The organism is Rhabdaerophilum sp., assembly GCF_046092605.1.
Taxonomy (GTDB): Bacteria; Pseudomonadota; Alphaproteobacteria; order Rhizobiales; family Beijerinckiaceae; genus Rhabdaerophilum.
Genome location: NZ_JBJTDY010000079.1, coordinates 1 through 20,391 on the forward strand (window position 1 = coordinate 1; position 20,391 = coordinate 20,391).

Below are 20,391 nucleotides of genomic sequence, written 5' to 3' on the forward strand. Positions count from 1 at the left end.
GCCCTGGCCCTTCTTCTGGCCCACGAAGCGCGGAAGACCGACCATGCCGCCGGCACCGCCGACATTCTCGATCCTGAACTCGCTCAGGATGCCGTCGGCGCGCATCGCCGCTTCCATCGCGCGGCCTGTCGCATCCCAGCCACCGCCCGGTGCCGCCGGAATGAAGATGTCGAGGCTGGTGATGGCCTGCGCCCGAGCCGGAATGGCCAGCGGCAGGCCAAGGCCCGCCAAGGTGGCGCCGGCTGCACCCGCCTTCAGAATTTCACGCCTGGTCGTCATCTGGTTCCTCCCTGTCTGAACCGTTCGTGTTGTTCTTGAAACGAGAACGAGAAGTCCTCCATCACTCCGTCATCTGTCAACCGGCCATGTGGCGGAGTCGTGAATCCGGGAAGAAAGCCTGCTTGTTCTTGGAGGGTGACGTCCCTTTTGGTGGTGTAGGTCGACGGAGCCGTGTTTCCTGCGGCGCGCGGAGATCCCACGAGGCTTGGTCATCCGGGATAGGCGCGCCAGATGCCGGACGGGTCCCGGATTTCGAGGCCCTCCGGCCCCTGGCGCAGAGAATCCGGCCCGATCGGCACCTTGCCGTGCCCGCCGGGCAGATCGAGCACATAAGCCGGGATCGCCGGGCCGGAGAGCCGACCGCGCAAGCGCCCATAGATCGCCTGACCCTCCGCAATGCCAAGACGGAAATGGCTCGTGCCCGGCGCGAGATCAGGGTGGTGGAGGTAGAGCGGCCGGATGCGGTTCGCGACCATGGCGCGGAAGAGCGCCGCGAGCGTCTCGGTCTCGGCATTCACGCCCTTCAGCAGCACCGTCTGGCCCAGCAGCACGAGGCCGGCATCGGCAAGGCAGGCGATGGCGGCTTCGGCGGCGGGCGTGAATTCGCTTCGGTGGTTCGCGTGGATCGCGATGCTCACGGCCCTGCCGGGGATGGCGAGTGCGCGGACCATCTCCGCAGTCACCCGCTCCGGCGCCACCATCGGCACGCGGCTATGCCAGCGCATGAGCTTCACATGCGGAATGCGCGCGAGCCGCTCGCCCATGGCACCGATGCGCCGGGCCGAGAGCATCAGCGGATCGCCGCCGGTGACAATCACCTCGAAGATGCCGGGATGCGCCGCGATGTAATCGAAAATCATCTCCAGTTCGGCATCATCAAGCATGCCGTCGCCGTTCGGCCCCACCATCTCGCGGCGGAAGCAGAAGCGGCAATAGACAGGGCAGGCATGGAGCGCCTTGATCAGCACGCGATCCGGGTAACGATGCACGAGGCCCTTGACGGGCGAATGTGAATGATCGCCGATCGGGTCGGGGTTTTCCGCCGGCATGGTCACGAGTTCGCGCGCATCGGGCAGGAACTGTGCGGCGATGCCGGGCGCCCCCTGTCGGATGAGCGCGGAAATCGCCGGGGTGATCGCGACGGCGTAGCGCGCGGCAACAGCCTCCAGTTCCGGTGTCGCGCCGTCTTCCAGCAGGGCCGCTGCTTCCAGGTCATCGATGCTGCGCAGCGTCTTCATCTACCCTCGCCACAGGGAAAAGGCGTGGCAATCACCTCCTGCACGCTCTCGACCCCCGCCGCGAGCATGGCCAGCCGATCGAAACCGAGGGCCGCGCCAGAGGCGGGTGGCATATGGGCCAGGGCTGAGAGGAAATCCTCGTCGATCGGGTAGCTTTCGCCATAGAGGCGCTGCTTCTCGGCCATGTCGGCCTCGAAACGGCGGCGCTGCTCGGCTGCATCGGTGAGTTCGCCGAAGGCATTGGCGAGTTCGATGCCGCAGACATAAAGCTCGAAGCGCTCGGCGAAGCGCGGATCATCCCGGCAAGCGCGGGCCAAAGCGGCCTCGGAAACGGGATAGCGATCGAGGATCGTCGCGCGGCCCTGCCCGAGATGCGGCTCGATGCGCTCGGTGAGGATGCGCGAGAAGATGTCGCCCCATGTGTCGTCCGGGGCAACGCGCATGCCGATCCGCTTGGCCTCTGCCGCGAAGGCATCGCGATCCGTCAGGCATGCTTCCAACGCGATGCCGGCATGGCGCAAGAACGCGTCCACCAGTGACAGCCGCTCGGGTTCGGCGGCGAGGTCGCAGCGGCGATCACGGAAATGCGCCTCCCGCCGCCCGCCAATCTCGCTCGCGAGACGCAGCAGGGCCGCGCAATCGGCCATCAGGGCAGTGTAATCCTCCCCCGCCCGATACCATTCGAGCATCACGAATTCCGGCGCGTGCAGGCGCGAGGCTTCCCGCGCGCGAAAGACCGGCGCGAACTGGAAGAGGCGCTCCTCGCCTGCCGCCAGCAGCTTCTTCATCGCGAATTCGGGCGAAGTGTGAAGATAGCCGCGCGCGGCCTCGCCAGCGGCATCGATCCAATGCGCCTCGAAGGCGTGGAGATGCGTCTCGTTGCCGGGCGAGACCTGCACGAGGCCCGTCTCGACCTCCCAGAAGCCCTGGCCCTCGAAATGCGCGCGGATCGCGGCCTTCAGACGCGCGCGCAACCGCAAGGCCGGACGACGGCGCTGATGGGTTTCGCGGTGCCAGAAGGGCGTGGCGGGCATCGAAGCTCCGGATTCCTCCTGCGAAAGGGTTGGCGTTTCTCAAGGAAGCGGCTATGGAGCCGGACTTTCCGAAAAGCAATCGCGCTTCCATCAGACGGGGATATCCGTGGTCAAGGTCATCGCTTCCTCCATCCGCAAGGGCAATGTCATCGAGGTGGATGACCGGCTCTATTCCGTCATTTCCGCAGAAAGCTTCTTCCCCGGCAAGGGCACGCCCACGACCCAGATCGACGGCCGCCGCCTTTCGGATGGCGTGAAATCCACCTTCCGCTACCGCACGACGGAGCAGGTGGAGAAGGCCTTCGTGGAAGAGAAGGATTACTCCTACCTCTACCCGGATGATAACGGCTACATCTTCATGGATCAGGAAAACTATGAGCAGGTGACCGTGCCCGGCGACGTGATCGGCGATGGCGTGGCCTATCTGCAGGAAGGCATGATCGTGAAGCTCGGCGTGTTCAACGGTGCCGCCGTGACGATCACGCTGCCGCAGCGCGTCATCCTCGAGATCACAGAGACCGAGCCGGTGACCAAGGGCCAGACGGCCTCCTCCTCCTACAAGCCCGCGATCCTTTCGAACGGCGTGCGCACGGCCATTCCGCCGCATGTCACCGCCGGAACGCGCGTGGTGATCAACACGGAAGACGGCTCCTACGTGGAGCGTGCGAAGGATTAGTCCCTCGAACCCGGCGACACCCCTCCATGGCCAACCCCCTGCTGGTTGAAATCACGCGTGGCGGCATCGTCGAGAGCGGGCATCGGGGCGCGCTGGCGGTGGTCGATCCCGAAGGCCGGCTGGTCTTCGCGCTGGGCGATATCGAGCGGCCCATCTTCCCGCGCTCGGCCGTGAAGGGTTTTCAGGCCCTGCCGCTGATCGAAAGCGGCGCGGCGGATCGTTTCGGCCTGACGGATGCCGAACTCGCGCTCGCCTGCGCCAGCCATTCCGGCGAGGAGGAGCACACGAAGACAGCAGCCTCCATGCTCGCCAAGGCGGGGCGGGATGAAACCTGCCTCGAATGCGGCGCGCATTGGCCGATGCTGAACCAGCGCGCCCGTGAAGCAAAAGGGCCGAATGGCGACCGCGCGCTTCAAGCCCTCGTTGCCGCCGGCCTCAAACCCTCGGCGCTGCACAACAATTGCTCCGGCAAACATGCGGGCTTTGTCTGCCTGGCGATTGCGACGGGCCACGACCCCAAGGGCTACATCCAGCCCGAGCACCCGACGATGCGGGAAATCACCGCCGCGCTTCAGGCCATGACCGGCTTTGATCTTGCGAAAGCCACGCGCGGCGTCGATGGCTGCTCGATCCCGACCTATGCCATTCCGCTGCGCCATCTCGCGGCGGGCTTCGCGAAATTCGCGAGCGGCGTCGGGCTGTCGCCGGCTCGCGCGCAGGCGGCCCGGCGCCTGCGGCAGGCGGTTGCCGCCTCTCCCTTCCATGTCGCGGGAACGGGCCGCTTCGATACGGTGGTGATGGAAACCTTGCGCGAGCGCGCCTTCATCAAGACCGGGGCCGAGGGCGTCTATTGCGGCGCGCTCCCCGAGTTGGGCTACGGCATCGCGCTGAAAATCGACGATGGCGCGACCCGCGCCTCGGAGACCGTGATGGCAGCACTCCTCGCGCGCTTCCTTGCGCTCGGCAGCGAGGCGAAGGTCGTCACCGAGCGGCTCGATCATCGCATGGCCAATTGGAATGGAATCGAGGTCGGCCGGATGCGGCCTGTCGCTGCTTTACGGGGCTAAACGGCTCGCCAGAACCAGCCGCCGCGCGATCGCCGCGCTGCCCGCGAGCAAGGGCCCGAAGGCGATGCCGCGCGGATCGCTGCTATTCCTGACGCGCGGAACATGCACAAACACCACCGGCACCTTCGATTTCGTGCCGCGAAGCGCGAAGCGATAGGCTGCGTTGCAGAGATAGGGGCCGGCATTCCGCGACAATCGAACCGGGTTACCCGCTTCGCGCAGCAAATCCCGCAGGCGCGGCATCGGCGCGCGCCCCTTGAGGATCGCCGGGCCGGAATCGAGGCGCGCGAGCTTCGGCAGGCGCCCCGAGGCATCCCGCGCGGTGCGGCTTGTCCTGTTCCTCGCGACGATCTCCACCGTCACCGCCTTCCGCCTGGCCGCCACCCCGAACATCAGGATCGCGCGCGGCCGCTTCTCCAGCAGGGTCGCGAGGGCCGCTTCCGTCGGGCCATAGCTCACGGGGAGGATTGCGTAACGCACCTTCCAGCCCAACCATAGCCAGCCGGGCACCCGCGCCAGCGCCTCCACGAGGCGGGCGGACGGGTTGACCGGCACGCCCGGAAACGGGCCGAAGCCGGTGATCAGCAGGTCTGGCCGCATGTGGTTATTGCGCCGCCACCGGCGGCTGCGAATAGCCAAGCTTCCGGTTGAGCCCATCGAGCAGGCTCGCGGCGGCCTCGGCAATGTTCGTGCCGGGCGGGAAGATCGCCGTCGCGCCCGCTTCCATCAGGGCGGCGAAATCCTGCGGCGGGATCACGCCACCCACAACGATCATGATATCCGCCCCGCCCTCGGCCATCAGCGCCGCCTTCAGCGCGGGCACGAGCGTGAGATGGCCCGCCGCGAGGCTTGAAACACCCACGACATGCGCGTGGCCGGCCACGGCCTGCTTCGCGACCTCCTCGGGCGTGGCGAAAAGCGGGCCGATCTCCACTTCGAAACCGAGATCGCCGAAGGCTGAGGCCACCACCTTCTGGCCGCGATCGTGGCCGTCCTGCCCGATCTTCGCGACGAGGATCTTCGGTTTGCGCCCCTCGTTCTCGGCGAAGGCCTGCACCATGCCGGAAGCGCGGGCGACCGCGGGGTTATCCTTGCCGACCGTGTCACGATAGATGCCCGAGACGACGCGGATCTCCGCCTGATGGCGGTTCCAGGCCTTCTCCAGCGCAAGGCTGATCTCGCCTACGGAGGCGCGGGCGCGGGCGGCATCGACCGCCAGCGCAAGGAGATTAGCGTTGCCGGAACGCGCCGCATTCTCAAGCGCGGCGAGAGCGGTGTTCACCCTGCCCGCATCACGGCTGGCGCGCAGCTGCCTCAGTTTCTCGATCTGCCGGGCCCGCACGGCAGCGTTGTCGACCTGCAGGGTGTCGAGCGGCCTTTCATCCAGCGGCTTCAACTGGTTCACGCCGATGATCGCCTGCTCGCCAGAATCGATGCGCGCCTGCGTGCGCGCGGCGGCTTCCTCGATGCGCAGCTTCGGAATGCCCGCCTCGATGGCCTTCGCCATGCCGCCGAGCTTTTCGACTTCCTGGATATGGGTCCAAGCCCGCGCCGCGAGATCACCCGTGAGCTTTTCGACCATGCGCGAGCCGCCCCAGGGGTCGATCAGGCGGCAGGTGCCGCTCTCCTGCTGGATGAGGATCTGCGTATTGCGCGCGATGCGGGCGGAGAAGTCGCTGGGCAGCGCGAGGGCTTCATCCAGCGCGTTGGTATGCAGCGATTGCGTGCCCCCTTGCGTCGCGGCCAATGCCTCGACAAGCGTGCGTGCCACATTGTTGAACACGTCCTGCGCCGCGAGGGACCAGCCGGAGGTCTGGCAATGCGTGCGGAGTGCCAGGGACTTGTCGCTCTTCGGCTCGAAGCCCTTCACGATCTTCGCCCAGAGCAGGCGCGCGGCGCGCATCTTGGCGATTTCCATGAAGAAATTCATGCCGATCGCCCAGAAGAACGAGAGGCGCGGGGCAAACGCATCGATATCAAGGCCGGCGGCCGTGCCGGCGCGGAGATATTCGAGGCCATCGGCCAGGGTATAGGCGAGTTCGAGATCCTGCGTCGCGCCCGCCTCCTGCATGTGATAGCCGGAGATCGAGATCGAGTTGAATTTCGGCATGTTTTCCGCCGTGAAGGCGAAGATGTCCGAGATGATCCGCATCGACCCCTTGGGCGGGTAGATATAGGTGTTGCGAACCATGAACTCCTTCAGGATGTCGTTCTGGATGGTGCCGGAGAGCTTCGCCGCCGGCACGCCCTGCTCCTCGCCCGCCACGATGAAGAGCGCGAGGATGGGCAGGACCGCGCCATTCATCGTCATCGAGACGCTCATGCGGTCGAGCGGGATGCCATCGAACAGCGTGCGCATGTCGAGGATGGAATCGATCGCGACACCCGCCATGCCCACGTCACCGGCCACGCGCGGGTGATCGGAATCGTAGCCGCGATGCGTCGCGAGATCGAAGGCGACCGAAAGCCCCTTCTGCCCTGCCGCGAGGTTGCGGCGGTAGAAGGCGTTCGAATCCTCCGCCGTGGAGAAGCCCGCATATTGGCGGATGGTCCACGGGTTCGTCACATACATCGTGGGGTAGGGGCCACGCAGGAAGGGCGCGGCGCCGGGCCATGTCGAGAGGAAATCGAGGCCGGCGAGGGCAACCTCATCGGTCAGCGGCTGGATGGCGATGCCTTCGGGTGTCTCCCAGGCAGAAGCGCGGGCGGCATGCTCGCGCGCGGCCTGTGACGGCGCTCGGCTCGAAGGCTTGGGGAGGTTCGAGAAATCCGGGACCATGGGCATTCTCCCGCTCACGAATTCGGCTCGATGCATGAATTTTCCAGGCCAGTCAGCAGATGATCGAGGAATGCGACCAGATCCATGCCAAAGGCAACATAACCGCTCACGCCGCTTTCCGCGAGCAGCGCTTCGAGGTCGCCAGGCTTGCCGGCCATCAGCAGGGTGGAGGCCCCGGCCGCGTGGAGGGCCTGCGCGATCGGGACGGCTTCCAGCTGATATTCCGCATCCGCCCCGACGAGGCAGGCGAGGGTGGTGCCAGCAGCCTTGAAGGCGCGGACGAGTTCATCGATATCCGTGCCGCCCGCCGAAAGCGGGAAGCCATCCGACAGAAGCGCCTCGATGCCGCTGGCTTCGAAGGCGTTCTTCGTGAAGGTCGCGCGCGGGGTGAAATCCGCGAGCCGGCCCAGGGGCGCCAGGAAGATGCGCGGTTTTGCGCCCCGCGCGGCAAGCGCATCGGCGCGGTCGCGCAGGGCTTCGAAGGGTGCGGCGAGCCGCATGCCGGGGAACTTGGTCTGGCTCGCGGAAGCGGCGGGCGCGGGCATCAGCACCGGGGTTTCCGCTTCCGTGACGTTCGGGAACTCGCTCACGCCGGTCACCGGAACCGCACGGCTGGCAACAGCGCGCTGGCGGTTTTCGCGCGTGGCCGCGATCTTCCGGGCGAAGGCGCCGGTTTCAAGCGCCGCCGCCATGCCGCCGAGGCTGCCCGCGCGCTCGGCCTCGAGATGCTGGACAATGGCCCAGGTCTTCTCCTCCAGCGTCTCGGTGATCTCCTCGATCGCGCCGGAGCCGGAAGCCGGGTCGATCATGCGATCGAGGTTGGATTCACGCAGGAGGATGAGGCTCGTGTTGCGCGAGAGGCGGCGCGCATTGGAATCCGGCAGGCCGAGCGCCGCGCTATACGGAAGCAGCGTGAGCGAATCCGCCCCGCCCAGAGCCGCCGCGAGGCCGGCGATCGACACGCGCAGCATGTTGCCGTTGGGGTCGCGCCGCGTCATCATGCGGAAGGCGCTTTCGGCATGGATGAACGCGGGTGCGGGCTTCTTCACCCCGCAATGTTCGAGCACGCCGGCCCAGAGGCGGCGGAAGGCACGGATTTTCGCGAGCGTGAGGAATTGATCCTGATCCGCCGCGATGGTGAAAGCAATCAGCATCTGTGCTTTCTCCGGCGCGAATCCACCCTTGCCGAGCAGGCGCAGATAGGTGATGCCTTGCGCGATCAGGCTTGCGATTTCCTGCGCCTCGCTGGCACCTGCTTCATGGAAGGGGCGGGACTCCGCCATCAGGAACGGGCCCGTGAACCCGGCTTCAAGCAGCGCCAGAACCGCTTCGCGGATACGCGTGCAGATCGCAAGCCATGCTTTTGGGATCGCGCCGATGCGCGCCCAATCCGCCAGCGGGCGCATGCCGAACTCGACCTTCAGCGTCGCGCCCGGCAGGTTGCGGGATTTCGCATAGGCCCGGAAGATGTCGGCCACCTCCGCCCCCGCGAAGGGCGGCGGATCGAGCCTCAGGCGCACGAGATCGCAATGGATGCCCGCAAGCGCGGTTGCCAGCGCCTCCGCCCTCGGCGGCAGGCCGAAACCGCGCGCGGTGAGCGAACCCGCGAAGGCGAGGGTGAGCTGATCCGCCCCGCCCTCGAGATCGACCAGCGCGAGGCGATTGGCTTCAGCGGCATCGGGGTGATCCACCGTCGCGGCGATGCCCCAGGGGGTGGCGCCGCGCGCACCGGCGATCGGTTCGGCCTGCGCGTCACGCGGATAGATCGGCTGAAGCGCGATCCCATCCGCGGTGAGGGTCACGAGCTTCTTCTCGAAGGGCACGCCCTTCAGAACGCCATCGACCAGGCGACGCCAGTCGCCTTCGGTCACGGCCGGAAATTCAGAGGCAAGTTTCGGCGGGGTGAGATCGGGGGCATCCATGGACGGTTTCTATAACGCGAGCCTCGCCCAAGTTGAAATGGACTTTGGAAGGGGGCTGATCGCCCTCGTCAGAGGCATGAAAAAGCCTTGCGAAAAAGCCTCGCGCCCGCGCACGAGGCCTTGAAATCCGCCTGGGTCCGATGGCCTCAGACGAACTGGCTGAGGCCCGGGATGGCGCCCACCAGCGCGCCCATCGCGTCTTCGCCGGCCGTCTCGCGGCCATAGGCGAAGACTTCCTTCGAGAGAGACTGGATCTGTCCCATGCCAAGGCCCGCGCCCATCAGCTGCTGGCCCAGCGCCATCACGCCGCCACCGCCGCCCATCATGCCCATCAGCCCGCCGAGGAGACCGCCGCCGCCTTCCGAAGCGGCATGGGCCGCCGCCAGTTCGGCCGCGCCCGGCATGGCAGCGAAGGCTTCGCCCGCGGCTTCCGGCGCTTCCTTCTGCAGGAAGGCGAGGATCATCCCTACGGCCTTCTCGGCCAGAGCGGGGTCAAGCCCGACATTCTGAACCACGCGGTTGATGAGTTCCTGCATCATGATCGATCCTCCCCGGATGAGACGTTGCCGGAGCGTTACGCGATCCCGCCGGGGCAGGCAAGGCAAGATTGTTTAGATGTAAACAAGTTCGGCTGCGCCGATCCCCTCACGCCTCGCCGATGGTCACGCGCGAAGCTTTCGACCAGATGAGAATGGCGCACGAATTTCGCTCGAATGCGATCTTTCCGAAATCAGGGCGAAGCGGATATATGCGCTGGTCGCCTCATGGAAAACGGCTGGAGAAAGACCTTGGCAGACGCGAAGACCATTCTGATCGGCAAGAGCGAGACCAAGTTCGAGGAGTTGACCCTCAAGCTGGCCAATCGCCACGGCCTCGTGACCGGCGCGACGGGCACCGGCAAGACCGTGACGTTGCAGAAACTGGCTGAAGGCTTTTCGGCCAATGGCGTGCCGGTCTTCACGGCGGATATCAAGGGCGACCTTTCGGGCGTCGCCGCCATGGGCAATGCGCTGCCGCCCTTCGTGAACCGCGCGAAGGAGATCGGCGTCGAATACAGGGCCGAGCAATATCCGGTCGTGTTCTGGGATCTCTTCGGGGAGCAGGGCCACCCCATCCGCACCACGGTGGCCGAGATGGGCCCGCTGCTGCTTGCGCGCCTGATGGAACTCAACGAGACGCAGGAAGGCGTGCTGAACATTCTCTTCCGCTATGCGGATGAGCATGGCCTGCTGTTGCTCGACCTGAAGGACCTCCGCGCGATGCTTGCGGAACTCGGCAACAACAAGGAATTGCAGGCCGAGTTGCAGGCGACCTACGGCAACGTATCCTCGGCCTCGGTGGGGGCGATCCAGCGTCAGCTTCTGGTGCTCGAGAACCAGGGTGGCGCGAATTTCTTCGGTGAACCCGCGCTCGAACTCGCGGATTTCATGCGCACGGATGAGGATGGCAGGGGCCATATCAACATCCTCGCGGCCGACAAGCTCATGAAGTCGCCGCGGCTCTACGCGACCTTCCTGCTCTGGATGCTCTCGGAACTCTTCGAGCAATTGCCGGAGGTGGGTGATCCCGAGAAACCCAGGCTCGTCTTCTTCTTCGATGAAGCGCATCTCCTCTTTGATAACGCGCCCGCTGCGCTGATCGATGCGATCGAGCAGGTCGTGCGCCTCATCCGCTCGAAGGGCGTGGGCGTGTATTTCGTGACGCAGAACCCGCTCGACGTGCCGGACAAGGTCGGCGCGCAGCTCGGCAATCGTGTGCAGCATGCCCTTCGCGCCTTCACCCCGCGCGAGCAGAAGGCCGTGAAGGCCGCAGCCGAAACCTTCCGCCCGAACCCGAAATTCAGGACCGCCGAAGTCATCACCAATCTCGGCGTGGGGGAGGCGCTGGTCTCGGTGCTCGAGGGCAAGGGCGCGCCCTCGATGGTGGAGCGCACGCTTGTAGCCCCGCCGGGCGGGCGCGTTGGGCCGATCACGCCGCAGGAGCGTGCGGCCCTGATGCGCGAGAGCCCGTTCCGCAACAAGTATACCGAGACGGCCGATCGTGAGAGCGCCTTCGAGATGCTGGCGGCGAAAGCCGAGGCAGCCGCCAGGGCTGCGCAGGGCGGCGGCCTTTTCGACAATGTGCTCGGTGGCCTTTTTGGCGGCAGCGCGCCGGCGCCGGCGCCCACGGGACGAGGTCGCGCCGCGCCCCGCCCGCAACCGAGCATGGCCGAGAAGATCGCGACCTCCGCCGCGCGCTCCGTGGCAAACACGGTCGGCCGGCAGATCGGCACGGCCATCGTGCGCGGCGTGCTGGGTAGCCTGCTGGGCGAGAGGCGTTGAGGCCATGCTCCTTCCCTTCGTCACCGGGTTTGCCATTGGCGGATCGCTCATCGTGGCGATCGGCGCGCAGAACGCCTTCGTGCTGCGGCAGGGCATCAAGCGCGAGCATGTCTTCGCGGTCTCGCTGTTCTGCGCAGCCTCGGATGCGACGCTGATCGCGCTGGGCGTCGCGGGGCTCGGCTTCCTGATCGAGAAGGTGCCGGGGCTGATCACGGCCGTCACGATTTTCGGTATCGTGTTCCTGCTGGCTTATGGCGTGATGGCGGCGCGCCGCGCGATGGCTCCCGGTGCCATGGCCGTGGGGCAGGGGGCACCCCTCACGCTCAAGGCCGCGCTCTCGGCTTGCGCGGCTTTCACCTTCCTCAACCCGCATGTCTATCTCGATACGGTCATCCTCGTGGGCAGCCTCGCGGCGGGCTATGCGGGGCAGGAGCGCTGGGCTTATGGCATGGGTGCCGCAAGCGCGTCCTTCGTCTGGTTTTTCGGGCTTGGCTATGGCGCGCGGGTGCTCACCCCGTTATTTGCGAAGCCGATGGCCTGGCGCATTCTCGATGCGATCATCGCATGCATCATGGGGATGATTGCGCTGAAACTCGGGCTGTGGATGATCAGGGGCTGAAGCTCTCTACCCCGCGAAGGCCGAATCATGTCCCTCCCTGCCGTTCTCTCGCGCCTGGATGCCAGCCACGAGAACACCCTCGCCCGCCTGAAAGCCTGGCTGGCGATCCCCTCCATTTCCACCGATCCGGGCTACAGGGCCGAGGTGCGGCGCGCGGGCGGGCATCTCGTGGCGGACCTCACGACCATGGGCTTCGAGGCTTCCTTGCGCGAAACGCCCGGTCATCCCATGGTGGTGGGCCATCGCCGCCGGCCCGGCAAGCCGCACATCCTCTTCTACGGCCATTACGACGTGCAGCCGGTCGACCCGCTGGAATTGTGGGAACAGCCCCCCTTCGAGCCGGTGGTGAAGGAGGTTTCACCCGGCGGGCCGGCGATCTGCGCGCGTGGCGCCTCGGATGACAAGGGCCAGATCATGACCTTCCTGGAGGCCTGCCGCGCCATCATCGCCGAGACGGGCGACCTGCCGGTATCGCTCTCGGTGATGATCGAGGGCGAGGAGGAGAACGGCTCGATCAATCTCCCGGATTTTCTCGAGAAAAACACGGCCGAGTTCAAGGCGGATATCTGCCTTGTCTGCGATACCGGCATGTGGGATCGCGGCCGGCCGCAGATCACCTCGTCGCTGCGGGGCCTGCTCTATGAGGAGATCATCGTGCGGGCCGCGAATCGCGACCTGCATTCCGGCCATTTCGGTGGCACGGCGCAGAACCCCATCCACATCCTGGCGCGCATCATCGCCGCCATGCATGATGCCGAGGGACGGGTGGCCGTCCCCCATTTCTATGACGGTGTTCACGAGACGGGCGACAACCGCAAGGCCTCGTGGGAGGCGCTCGGCCTCACGGAGGCGGATTTCCTCGGCACGGTCGGCCTGAAATTCGCCGCCGGCGAGAGGGGCCGTACGCTGATCGAGAAGATCCAGGCGCGCCCGACCTGCGATTGCAACGGCATCTGGGGTGGCTATACCGGAGCCGGCACCAAGACCGTGATCGCGGCGGAGGCGCGTGCGAAGATCTCCTTCCGCCTCGTGCAGGACCAGGACCCCAAGGCGATCCAGAAGAACTTCCGCGAATATGTCGCAGGGATGATCCCGCCGGATTGTTCGGTGGAGTTCATCGGCTACAAGGGCAGTCGCGCGGTGCAGGTGAGCGAGGACAGCCCCGATCTGCGCCTTGCGATCGGCGCCCTGCGCGACGAATGGGGCACGGAACCCGTGGTGCTTGGCCATGGCGGCTCGATCCCCATCGTGGGGGATTTCAAGCGCCTGCTGGGGCTCGATGCGCTGCTGATCGGCTGGGCGCTCGACGATGATCGCACCCATTCGCCGAACGAGAAATACGATCTCGAGAGCTTCTATCGCGGACAGAAAAGCTGGGCGCGCATCCTTCTCGCGCTGGCGAAACGCTGAGGCTCAATCCACCCCGTGAAGGTCGGGAACGATCTTCAGGGGCGGAAGGCCGGGATATTCATCCGGCAGGCCGGCGCGATTGACCCAGATGGGCGTGAAGCCGGCCGCGAAGGCGCCGGCAATGTCCCAGCGGTTCGAGGAGACGAAGCTGATATCCGAAGGGTGATCCGCCAGCGCAAGCCGGCTGGCGACGGCATAGACCGGCATGGCCGGCTTGAAATGGCCGGTCTGCTCGACCGAGATCACCTGATCGATGTATCCCCCCAGTCGGCTCGCGGCGATCGCATTCTTCACCATGGCATGCGTGCCATTGGTGAAGACCACCGTGCGGTGACGCGCGGATTTCAGCCGCCCCAGGACCTTCGCCACATCCGGAAAGGCATCGAGCACGCGATAGGCATCCAGCAGGGCGTTGCGCAGGGCCGGATCGCCAAGCCCGAAGCGTGCCATTGCGAAATCCAGCGCGCGTTCGGTCAGATTCCAGAAATCGGCGCTGCCGCCGCGCCCCATCGCGGTCAGAACCCAGCTGTATTCGAGCTGCTTCTGCCGCCACAGGGCGGAGAGTTCCTGCGCCTTGTCGCCCAGCGGCGCGCCGGCGCGAATCACTGCGGAGTGAACATCGAAGAGAGTGCCATAGGCGTCAAACATGAAGATGCGAGCCAAGGTTCCTCCGCGTGATGCCAGGCCGAAGCCAATCATGGCTTTTGATCGGTTGATGATTTGTTCGAATAGCGCGGCCTGTAAAGCCCGGAGCGATTGACCTTACCCTGGCCTGCCGCTCGTATGGGGAAAGTTTATTCCCGGAGGGCATGATGGCGTGGTCTGAAACCTGGACGTTTTTCGAGGGGCGCTGGCTGGAGGGGAACCCGCCGCTGATGGGGCCGCGCAGCCATGCCTTCTGGCTCGCTTCCACCGTGTTCGATGGCGCCCGTGTCTTCGAAGGGGTCTATCCCGATCTTGATCGCCATGCGGATCGCCTCGTGCGCTCGGCGAGCAATCTCGGCCTCAAGGCCGGGGTCAGCCCGGAAGAGATCGTGGCGCTCACGAAAGAGGGCACGAAGAAATTCGCCGCCGATGCACCGCTCTACGTGAAGCCCATGGTGTGGGCGGAAGGCGAGGGTGCCTCCACCATCCTGCCGAACCCGGATGATTGCCGCTTCGCCCTCTGCCTGTTCGTGGCGCCGATGCCCGAGCCGCGTGGCATGAGCCTGACGCTCTCGCCGTTCCGGCGCCCCTCGCTCGAATGCATGCCGACAGATGCGAAGGCGGGTTGCCTTTACCCCAACAATGCCCGCTGCCTCTCGGAAGCGAAATCGCGCGGCTTCGACAATTGCCTCGTGCGGGATCTGCTCGGCAACATTGCCGAGACCGCGACGGCCAACATCTTCATGGTGAAGGACGGCGTCGTCTTCACGCCCGCGCCGAATGGCGCCTTCCTCAACGGCATCACCCGCCAGCGCGTCATCCAGCTGATGCGCGATACGGGTGTGCAGGTGGTGGAACAGGCGTTGAGCTACGAGGATTTCGCCCGCGCGGACGAGGTTTTCATCTCGGGCAATTATTCGAAGGTGATGCCGGTCACCCGCCTGGACGGGCGGGAATATCAGGCCGGTCCGGCCTACCGGAAGGCGCGAGAACTCTACTGGGAATTCGCCCATGCCGCCTGATCACAGGCTCGTGTCTCAATTCGGGATATTGCCACAATCCTGGCCTGACGATTCCATAAAGGGGAATCATGCTTTGCAGATACAACGGATTTCACGTCTGTGAGCCCCCAGACGTCAGACGTGGTGTCCTCAAGAAGGTTCGAGACCCCTTCCGAAATCGGCCGCGGCAGAAACCGCGGCCTTTTCGTTGGTGCAGCCGCTCACTGGCCCTTCTTCTTCAGCCATTCGCGCATGAAGGCGATCTCCTTCTCCTGCGCGGCGATAACCTCCTCGGCGAGCTTCCTCACTTGCGGGTCCTTGCCTTGCAGGAGCACCACGCGCGCCATGTCGATCGCGCCCTGGTGATGCGGGATCATGCCCTTGAAGAAATCGATATCGGCATCGCCGGTGAAAGGGATGTCCATATCCTTGTGCATCTTGTCATTCGCGGCACGGAAGGCCTTTGTTGCGGCCGTCTCCGCCTTCGCGGTCGGCGCGGCGTGGGAGCCATGCGCATTGTGCCCGCCATGATGCCCGGAATGCTGCGCCTCGGCCGAAAACGCGCAAGCCGCGAGAACCGTTCCGGCCAGGATGATCCGCTTCATTGCCGATGTCCTTTCCTCGTCATGAACCGTGACGGAAGATAGTCCAGCATTGTTTCAGCGGTGTTTCAATGGCATTGCCGACCGTGACGGTCGCCGGTGAAGCGCGATCACCCGCTCTTCCGCTCGCAGGTCGAGACGCCGAGAATGGAATAGGCCGGGCAAGTGCCGAGAAATGCGGTGAGAAGCGGGACCACGCCGATCCAGCCCACCCAGTTCCAGCCGGTCTGGGAGAAGCCCAGCGGAATGGCATAGGCGATCAGCACGAGGCCGACCATCACGCGCAAGGCCCGGTCGATCGTTCCAACATTGCGGACCATGATTACCCTCCATCCAGTTCCATGGAATGACAGACATATATGATTGCATGAATTTGTTTGCAAGCAAGCCTTGAGCTATCTGGCGACTTCCTTTCCGGAGAGGCGCGAATCGCTCGGGTCGTGCCTGGTCAACCAGCTTTATGGAGGCGGCGCATGCGCAATCTTGCTTTGGCCGGTGTTCTGCTCGGCGTCGTTCTCTTGGCCTCGCCGGCCCTTGCCTGGACCCCGCCGCCCGTTGGCGTTCCCTGTCAATCCGCGCGCCATTTCAAGGCCGATACGCTGGTGATCGCCGGGAATTACCTCGGGGGACGCGCAGTTCGCGATGGCGTGGTGGACTGGAAGTCGTTTCAGGCCTGTTTCCATGATGTCGCGAGCTGCGAGCAATGGCTGGGCCGCCAGGCTTCCGTCTATCCGCTGCGGCCGGGTTTCGCGCGCTGCACGCCCATCCGCGTGGGCTACAAGCGCTGAGCGACCAGAGCGTTTTCCGACCAAACAGACATCGAGATCGAATGCATTATCTCTTTTCCTGATCGCATTTTCTTGGCGCGAACCGGTGCCCACCCCCGCCTTCGCGGGGGCATGCTTCGCTTGAAAATGCTTCTCTCTTTCTTTTTTCGCATTTTCTTTGCGCGAACCGGAAACCACTTCGCTTGAAAATGCTCTAGAGCGCAAACCGATCTGATTGAATCAGATCTTGCGCTCACTCTTCTTGTTTTCGCATCCGCTTTTTCCGCCAACCGGTATCCACTTGGCGGGCGGATGCTCTAGCGGAAGCGCAGCGAAAGCCGCGCGATCCGCGCGCAGATCAGCACGATCGCGCCATAGGCCAAGGCGCCCGCAACCGCATAGACCCCGAGCTTCACATAGGCCGGGAGCGCGCTGAACGTTGCGCCATAAAACTCCCGCACCAGAAGCAGCGCCGCAACCAGCCAGATCGTGCCGATCAGCGCGACCCAGAGCTGCAAGGCGAGTTCGCCATCCGGCCTGGCCTTCTTCTGGCGGATGGCCAGAGCGGCGAGGATCAGCGCATTGGCGATCGCGCCCAGCGCGGTGGCGAAAGCGAGGCCGGACGCGCCATAATCGCGCCAGAGCAGCAGCTTCAGGCCGAGGTTCAGCGCGATCGCGGTGAGCGAGGCATAGAGCGGGGTGCGCGTATCGCCGCGCGCATGGAAGCTGCCGACGAGCGAGCGGATCGCCACCACGGCGGGCAGGCCCCAGGCATAGGCCGCGAGAACGGCGGCAGCGCTTCGCACGGCCTCCTCGCCGAACGCGCCATAGCCGAAAAAGCCGGCGATGATCGCCTCGGGAATGAACAGGAAGGCGGCCGTGAAGGGAAGGGCCAGCATCAGCGAGATCGCCAGGCTCTGGTTCTGCGCCTTGTGCGCGCCGGGTTCATCACCGGCCGCGAGGCGCTTCGACATTTCCGGCAGCAGCACCGTGCCGGCGGCCACCGCGATGACCCCGATGGGCAATTGGTAGAGGCGATCGGCATAGTAAAGCGAGGAAGCTCCGCCCGGCGGCAGAAACGTGACGATGATCGTATCGGCGAGCATCGCAATCTGCACTCCGGCCGAGCCGATCACCGCAGGCCCGAAGGCGCGGAAGAAGCGCGCCAGCTCGCCGTTCCATCGCGGCCAGACGGGCGGCGCGAGCAGGCCGGCGCGGAAGGCGGCGATCATCAGCAGGCCCGCTTCCAGCACGCCCGCGATCAGCACGCCCCAGGCGGCGGCATGCGCACCGCTCGCGAAGAAGCCGGCGAGGAGCAGGGTGGAAATCATCGCCAGATTGAGGAGCACGGGCGCTGCGGCGCCGGCCGCGAAGCGCTTCTCGGCATTCAGAACGCCTGTCCACAGGACCACGAGCGAGACCAGGGCGAGATAGGGGAAGGTGATGCGCGTGAGTTCCACCGCCAGCCCCATCGCCGCGCCGGAAGCGGCGAAGCCCGGCGCGAGCAGGCGGATGAAGCCCGGCGTGAAGGCCAGCACCAGGACCAGCAGCAGGCCCTGCGCCAGCAGCATCAGGGCGAGCACCTCGCCCTGGAAGCGGCGGCTTGCAAGGTCGCCCGCTTGCGTGCGGATGCGGGTATAGGCCGGCACGAAGGCCGAGGAAAAGGCGCCTTCGCCGAAAATGGCGCGAAAGTGGTTCGGCAGGCGGAAGGCGACGGCGAAGGCATCCATCATCAGGCCAGCGCCCAGCAACCGGGCCAGAAGGATATCCCTCAGAAATCCGGTGATGCGGGAGATCAGGGTCCAGAGGCTGACGGAGACGAAACCCCGGATCATGGATGGGCGCGGGCTCTCGGCTTGGCGCGCAAGGGCACGGCCTCGGGCTTCTCGATCGGCTCGCCGCCGATTTCCTCCGCCACGATGTAGAGCGGCCGGCGCTTCACCTCCGCGAAGATGCGGCCGATATACTCGCCGATGATGCCGAGGAACACGAGCTGGATGCCCGAGAAGAACATCACCGACACCACGAGCGTCGGGAAGCCCGGCACATCCGAGCCCCAGATCAGCGTGCGCAGGGCGATGCTCACCGCATAGGTCATCGCGAAGATCGAGATGCCGATGCCGAGATAGGTCGCGAGCTTCAACGGCAGGGTGGAGAAGGAGGAAAGGCCATCAAAGGCGAAGCGTGTCAGCTTCTTGAGGCCCCATTTGGATGTGCCATGCAGGCGTTCCCGCACCTCGAAGGGCACGCCGATGGAGCGAAATCCCACCCAGGCATAGAGGCCTTTCGAGAAGCGCGCGCGCTCTCCCAACTGGCGAAGGGCCTCCACCACCTTGCGATCCATGAGGCGGAAATCTCCCGCCCCCTCGGGCAGCGGAATTTCGCCGAACTTGCGGAAGAGGCGGTAGAAGCGATCGGTCAGCCAGCGGCGGATCGCGCCATCGGTCGAGCGGTCGATGCGCTGCCCGTAGACCATCTCGTAACCCTCCCGCCAGCGCGCTACGAAGGTGTTCAGGATTTCCGGCGGATGCTGGAGATCGGCGTCAATCAGCGCCACGGCCTCGCCCCGCGCGTGATCGAGCCCGGCGGCCAGCGCGATTTCCTTGCCGAAATTGCGGCTGAAGCGCAGCGCACGGATGCGACCATCCGCCTCGGCAAAACGATTGATGCGAGAGAGCGTATCGTCGCAGGAGCCGTCATCCACGAAGAGGATTTCGAAAGAGGCGACACATTCCTCCAGCACCGGCACCAGCTTGCCGATGAGCGCATCGATGTTCTCGCCCTCGTTGAAGGCCGGCACGACCACGCTCAACTCCGGCCTCAGCGGCCGCGATGCAGTGCCTGGACCCGTGGCAGGGCTCATGATTTCCTCCTCCCTCGCCGCGCGTTTCCACGCCGCTCCCCCGTTCTGTTTCTGAACGATCTGCGCCATAACGGAAAGCCCTTGCTGCCGGGTCCAAATCACATTTGCCGGTTGATAGTGTCCGGCGCATGAATGGAAGCCCAATGCCGAACGCTACCCATTTCGTGCTGACCGCCGATGATTTCGCGCTGACGCCCGGTGTCAGCGCCGGCATCCTCGAACTTCTGGAGGAAGGGCGGATCAAGGCGGCGGGGGCGATGACGAACCGCCCTCATTGGTGGAGCGGTGCGGCGCCATTCGGCCAGTTTTCGGGCGCGGCCGATCTGGGCCTGCATTTCAACCTGACCTGCGGGGCGCCTCTGACGCGCATGAAACGCCTCGCGCCGGCCGGAGAATTGCCAAAGCTGCCGGCCCTGCTGCGCGGCGGCGTTGCGGGCCTGCTGCCATCGGCAGAAATCGCTGCGGAACTCGAGGCGCAGATCGACGCGTTCGAGCAGGCGATGGGCCGACCCCCGGATTTCATCGATGGCCACCAGCATGTCCATGCCCTGCCGGGCGTGCGCCGCGTGCTCGCGGATGTCTTGCCGCGCCGCTTCCCGGATGCGAAGCCCTATCTGCGCAACCCGGCGGACCGGCTCGCCTCGATCAGCGCGCGCGGACGTCATGCGGCCAAGGCCATCTTGCTCGCAAGCCTTGCCGGGCCATTTGCCCCGCGGATGCAGGCGCTGGGCTTTGCCCTGAATGATGGCTTTTCCGGCTATTCGCGTTTCGACGCGAGGGCCGATTATGCAGGCGATTTCGCAAGCTACCTCGTCGCGCCCGGCCCGCGACCCCTCGTGATGTGCCATCCCGGCTACGTGGATGAAGAATTGCGCGGCCTCGACCCGGCCACCGAAAGCCGCGAGGCCGAGATGGCCTTTTTCCTCTCCCCCCGCTTCACCGAGATCTGCGCGGCGGCGGGCATGCGACCCTCGCGCTTTTCTGAACTCGCCGAATGAAGGTTCTCCCATGTCGCTGACTTCTGTCAATCAGCATTGAACATTAACCCCTGATCGGCATCGAACCTTGACCCCTCTGGGTGCAACGCGAGCAGCCGCCCGGCTGCGCTGGTCGGGGTTGCGCAGCCGAGGCGGCTGCGGTTTCAACTGGCGCAAGGATGGGCGGGGGT

20 protein-coding genes are annotated in these 20,391 nt (G+C 65.4%); 8 read left to right on the top strand and 12 right to left on the bottom strand.

Annotated features, from left to right (window positions below):
• From ACKODO_RS06530 to epmA, 3 genes are all read right to left on the bottom strand, one after another.
• Positions 1-279: twin-arginine translocation signal domain-containing protein (locus ACKODO_RS06530; RefSeq protein ID WP_408982641.1), on the bottom strand; the 279-nt coding region annotated here is incomplete at its 3' end.
• 209 nt (positions 280-488) lie between these two features.
• Entirely contained in the window at positions 489-1,517 is a 1,029-nt protein-coding gene (locus ACKODO_RS06535) for a lysine-2,3-aminomutase-like protein (RefSeq protein ID WP_408982642.1), read from the bottom strand.
• Entirely contained in the window at positions 1,514-2,551 is a 1,038-nt protein-coding gene (epmA, locus tag ACKODO_RS06540; protein WP_408982643.1) for an EF-P lysine aminoacylase EpmA, read from the bottom strand. The genes ACKODO_RS06535 and epmA overlap by 4 nt, the downstream gene beginning before the upstream one ends.
• Before the next feature lie 106 nt (positions 2,552-2,657).
• On the opposite strand from epmA, the gene efp reads away from it, so the two are divergent.
• Both efp and ACKODO_RS06550 read left to right on the top strand, forming a co-directional pair.
• Positions 2,658-3,227, top strand: a complete 570-nt coding sequence (efp, locus tag ACKODO_RS06545) for an elongation factor P (RefSeq protein ID WP_408982644.1) — start codon at positions 2,658-2,660, stop codon at positions 3,225-3,227.
• A 26-nt stretch (positions 3,228-3,253) separates the two neighbouring features.
• Entirely contained in the window at positions 3,254-4,294 is a 1,041-nt protein-coding gene (locus ACKODO_RS06550; protein ID WP_408982645.1) for an asparaginase, read from the top strand.
• On the opposite strand, the gene ACKODO_RS06555 is transcribed toward ACKODO_RS06550, so the two are convergent.
• From ACKODO_RS06555 to ACKODO_RS06570, 4 genes are all read right to left on the bottom strand, one after another.
• On the bottom strand, positions 4,283-4,894 hold the full coding sequence (locus ACKODO_RS06555) for a peptidase C15 (protein ID WP_408982646.1): 612 nt from the start codon (positions 4,892-4,894) through the stop codon (positions 4,283-4,285). The genes ACKODO_RS06550 and ACKODO_RS06555 overlap by 12 nt on opposite strands.
• Positions 4,895-4,898: 4 nt before the next feature.
• The gene (gene scpA, locus ACKODO_RS06560) at positions 4,899-7,079 is read right to left on the bottom strand and encodes a methylmalonyl-CoA mutase (protein ID WP_408982647.1); all 2,181 of its coding nucleotides are present in this window, start codon (positions 7,077-7,079) and stop codon (positions 4,899-4,901) included.
• Positions 7,080-7,087: 8 nt separating this feature from the next.
• Positions 7,088-8,995 (bottom strand): methylmalonyl-CoA mutase family protein, encoded by a 1,908-nt coding sequence (locus ACKODO_RS06565; protein WP_408982648.1) that lies wholly within the window; start codon positions 8,993-8,995, stop codon positions 7,088-7,090.
• Between the two features lie 146 nt (positions 8,996-9,141).
• Positions 9,142-9,531, bottom strand: coding sequence for a DUF2267 domain-containing protein (locus tag ACKODO_RS06570; protein WP_408982658.1), 390 nt, complete (start codon positions 9,529-9,531; stop codon positions 9,142-9,144).
• A 252-nt stretch (positions 9,532-9,783) separates the two neighbouring features.
• Here ACKODO_RS06570 and ACKODO_RS06575 point away from each other — a divergent pair, with 252 nt between their 5' ends.
• The 3 genes from ACKODO_RS06575 to ACKODO_RS06585 are packed head-to-tail and all read left to right on the top strand — an operon-like array spanning position 9,784 to position 13,345.
• Positions 9,784-11,316, top strand: coding sequence for a helicase HerA-like domain-containing protein (locus ACKODO_RS06575; protein ID WP_408982649.1), 1,533 nt, complete (start codon positions 9,784-9,786; stop codon positions 11,314-11,316).
• Positions 11,317-11,320: 4 nt separating this feature from the next.
• Positions 11,321-11,935: a LysE/ArgO family amino acid transporter gene (locus ACKODO_RS06580; protein WP_408982650.1), complete on the top strand. Its 615-nt coding sequence runs from the start codon at positions 11,321-11,323 to the stop codon at positions 11,933-11,935.
• 24 nt (positions 11,936-11,959) lie between these two features.
• The gene (locus ACKODO_RS06585; protein ID WP_408982659.1) at positions 11,960-13,345 is read left to right on the top strand and encodes a M20/M25/M40 family metallo-hydrolase; all 1,386 of its coding nucleotides are present in this window, start codon (positions 11,960-11,962) and stop codon (positions 13,343-13,345) included.
• A gap of 3 nt (positions 13,346-13,348) precedes the next feature.
• On the opposite strand, the gene ACKODO_RS06590 is transcribed toward ACKODO_RS06585, so the two are convergent.
• Complete coding sequence (locus tag ACKODO_RS06590) at positions 13,349-13,993, bottom strand: haloacid dehalogenase type II (protein ID WP_408982660.1); 645 nt, start codon at positions 13,991-13,993, stop codon at positions 13,349-13,351.
• A 161-nt stretch (positions 13,994-14,154) separates the two neighbouring features.
• Here ACKODO_RS06590 and ACKODO_RS06595 point away from each other — a divergent pair, with 161 nt between their 5' ends.
• Entirely contained in the window at positions 14,155-15,012 is an 858-nt protein-coding gene (locus tag ACKODO_RS06595; RefSeq protein WP_408982651.1) for a branched-chain amino acid aminotransferase, read from the top strand.
• A 200-nt stretch (positions 15,013-15,212) separates the two neighbouring features.
• Here the strand turns inward: ACKODO_RS06595 and ACKODO_RS06600 are convergent, their stop codons facing one another.
• Positions 15,213-15,596, bottom strand: coding sequence for a DUF305 domain-containing protein (locus tag ACKODO_RS06600; protein WP_408982652.1), 384 nt, complete (start codon positions 15,594-15,596; stop codon positions 15,213-15,215).
• A gap of 107 nt (positions 15,597-15,703) precedes the next feature.
• The gene (locus ACKODO_RS06605; protein ID WP_408982653.1) at positions 15,704-15,913 is read right to left on the bottom strand and encodes a DUF2892 domain-containing protein; all 210 of its coding nucleotides are present in this window, start codon (positions 15,911-15,913) and stop codon (positions 15,704-15,706) included.
• A 153-nt stretch (positions 15,914-16,066) separates the two neighbouring features.
• On the opposite strand from ACKODO_RS06605, the gene ACKODO_RS06610 reads away from it, so the two are divergent.
• Entirely contained in the window at positions 16,067-16,381 is a 315-nt protein-coding gene (locus tag ACKODO_RS06610) for a hypothetical protein (protein WP_408982654.1), read from the top strand.
• Between the two features lie 296 nt (positions 16,382-16,677).
• Here the strand turns inward: ACKODO_RS06610 and murJ are convergent, their stop codons facing one another.
• Together murJ and ACKODO_RS06620 are read right to left on the bottom strand one after the other, a co-directional pair.
• Entirely contained in the window at positions 16,678-18,195 is a 1,518-nt protein-coding gene (gene murJ / locus ACKODO_RS06615) for a murein biosynthesis integral membrane protein MurJ (protein WP_408982655.1), read from the bottom strand.
• Positions 18,192-19,223, bottom strand: a complete 1,032-nt coding sequence (locus tag ACKODO_RS06620) for a glycosyltransferase family 2 protein (protein WP_408982656.1) — start codon at positions 19,221-19,223, stop codon at positions 18,192-18,194. Before ACKODO_RS06620 ends, murJ begins: the two co-directional genes overlap by 4 nt.
• Before the next feature lie 143 nt (positions 19,224-19,366).
• On the opposite strand from ACKODO_RS06620, the gene ACKODO_RS06625 reads away from it, so the two are divergent.
• Positions 19,367-20,221 (top strand): ChbG/HpnK family deacetylase, encoded by an 855-nt coding sequence (locus ACKODO_RS06625; RefSeq protein ID WP_408982657.1) that lies wholly within the window; start codon positions 19,367-19,369, stop codon positions 20,219-20,221.
• The last annotated feature ends 170 nt before the right edge of the window (positions 20,222-20,391 follow it).

What these genes read in the sequence shown, in the direction of transcription:
- ACKODO_RS06535 (WP_408982642.1), bottom strand. Translation starts at nt 1,517, where the DNA reads ATGAAGACGCTGCGCAGCATCGATGACCTGGAAGCAGCGGCCCTGCTG.
- epmA (WP_408982643.1), bottom strand. Translation starts at nt 2,551, where the DNA reads ATGCCCGCCACGCCCTTCTGGCACCGCGAAACCCATCAGCGCCGTCGT.
- ACKODO_RS06550 (WP_408982645.1), top strand. Translation starts at nt 3,254, where the DNA reads ATGGCCAACCCCCTGCTGGTTGAAATCACGCGTGGCGGCATCGTCGAG.
- ACKODO_RS06555 (WP_408982646.1), bottom strand. Translation starts at nt 4,894, where the DNA reads ATGCGGCCAGACCTGCTGATCACCGGCTTCGGCCCGTTTCCGGGCGTG.
- scpA (WP_408982647.1), bottom strand. Translation starts at nt 7,079, where the DNA reads ATGCCCATGGTCCCGGATTTCTCGAACCTCCCCAAGCCTTCGAGCCGA.
- ACKODO_RS06565 (WP_408982648.1), bottom strand. Translation starts at nt 8,995, where the DNA reads ATGGATGCCCCCGATCTCACCCCGCCGAAACTTGCCTCTGAATTTCCG.
- ACKODO_RS06570 (WP_408982658.1), bottom strand. Translation starts at nt 9,531, where the DNA reads ATGCAGGAACTCATCAACCGCGTGGTTCAGAATGTCGGGCTTGACCCC.
- ACKODO_RS06580 (WP_408982650.1), top strand. Translation starts at nt 11,321, where the DNA reads ATGCTCCTTCCCTTCGTCACCGGGTTTGCCATTGGCGGATCGCTCATC.
- ACKODO_RS06590 (WP_408982660.1), bottom strand. Translation starts at nt 13,993, where the DNA reads ATGTTTGACGCCTATGGCACTCTCTTCGATGTTCACTCCGCAGTGATT.
- ACKODO_RS06595 (WP_408982651.1), top strand. Translation starts at nt 14,155, where the DNA reads ATGATGGCGTGGTCTGAAACCTGGACGTTTTTCGAGGGGCGCTGGCTG.
- ACKODO_RS06600 (WP_408982652.1), bottom strand. Translation starts at nt 15,596, where the DNA reads ATGAAGCGGATCATCCTGGCCGGAACGGTTCTCGCGGCTTGCGCGTTT.
- ACKODO_RS06605 (WP_408982653.1), bottom strand. Translation starts at nt 15,913, where the DNA reads ATGGTCCGCAATGTTGGAACGATCGACCGGGCCTTGCGCGTGATGGTC.
- ACKODO_RS06610 (WP_408982654.1), top strand. Translation starts at nt 16,067, where the DNA reads ATGCGCAATCTTGCTTTGGCCGGTGTTCTGCTCGGCGTCGTTCTCTTG.
- murJ (WP_408982655.1), bottom strand. Translation starts at nt 18,195, where the DNA reads ATGATCCGGGGTTTCGTCTCCGTCAGCCTCTGGACCCTGATCTCCCGC.
- ACKODO_RS06620 (WP_408982656.1), bottom strand. Translation starts at nt 19,223, where the DNA reads ATGAGCCCTGCCACGGGTCCAGGCACTGCATCGCGGCCGCTGAGGCCG.
- ACKODO_RS06625 (WP_408982657.1), top strand. Translation starts at nt 19,367, where the DNA reads ATGCCGAACGCTACCCATTTCGTGCTGACCGCCGATGATTTCGCGCTG.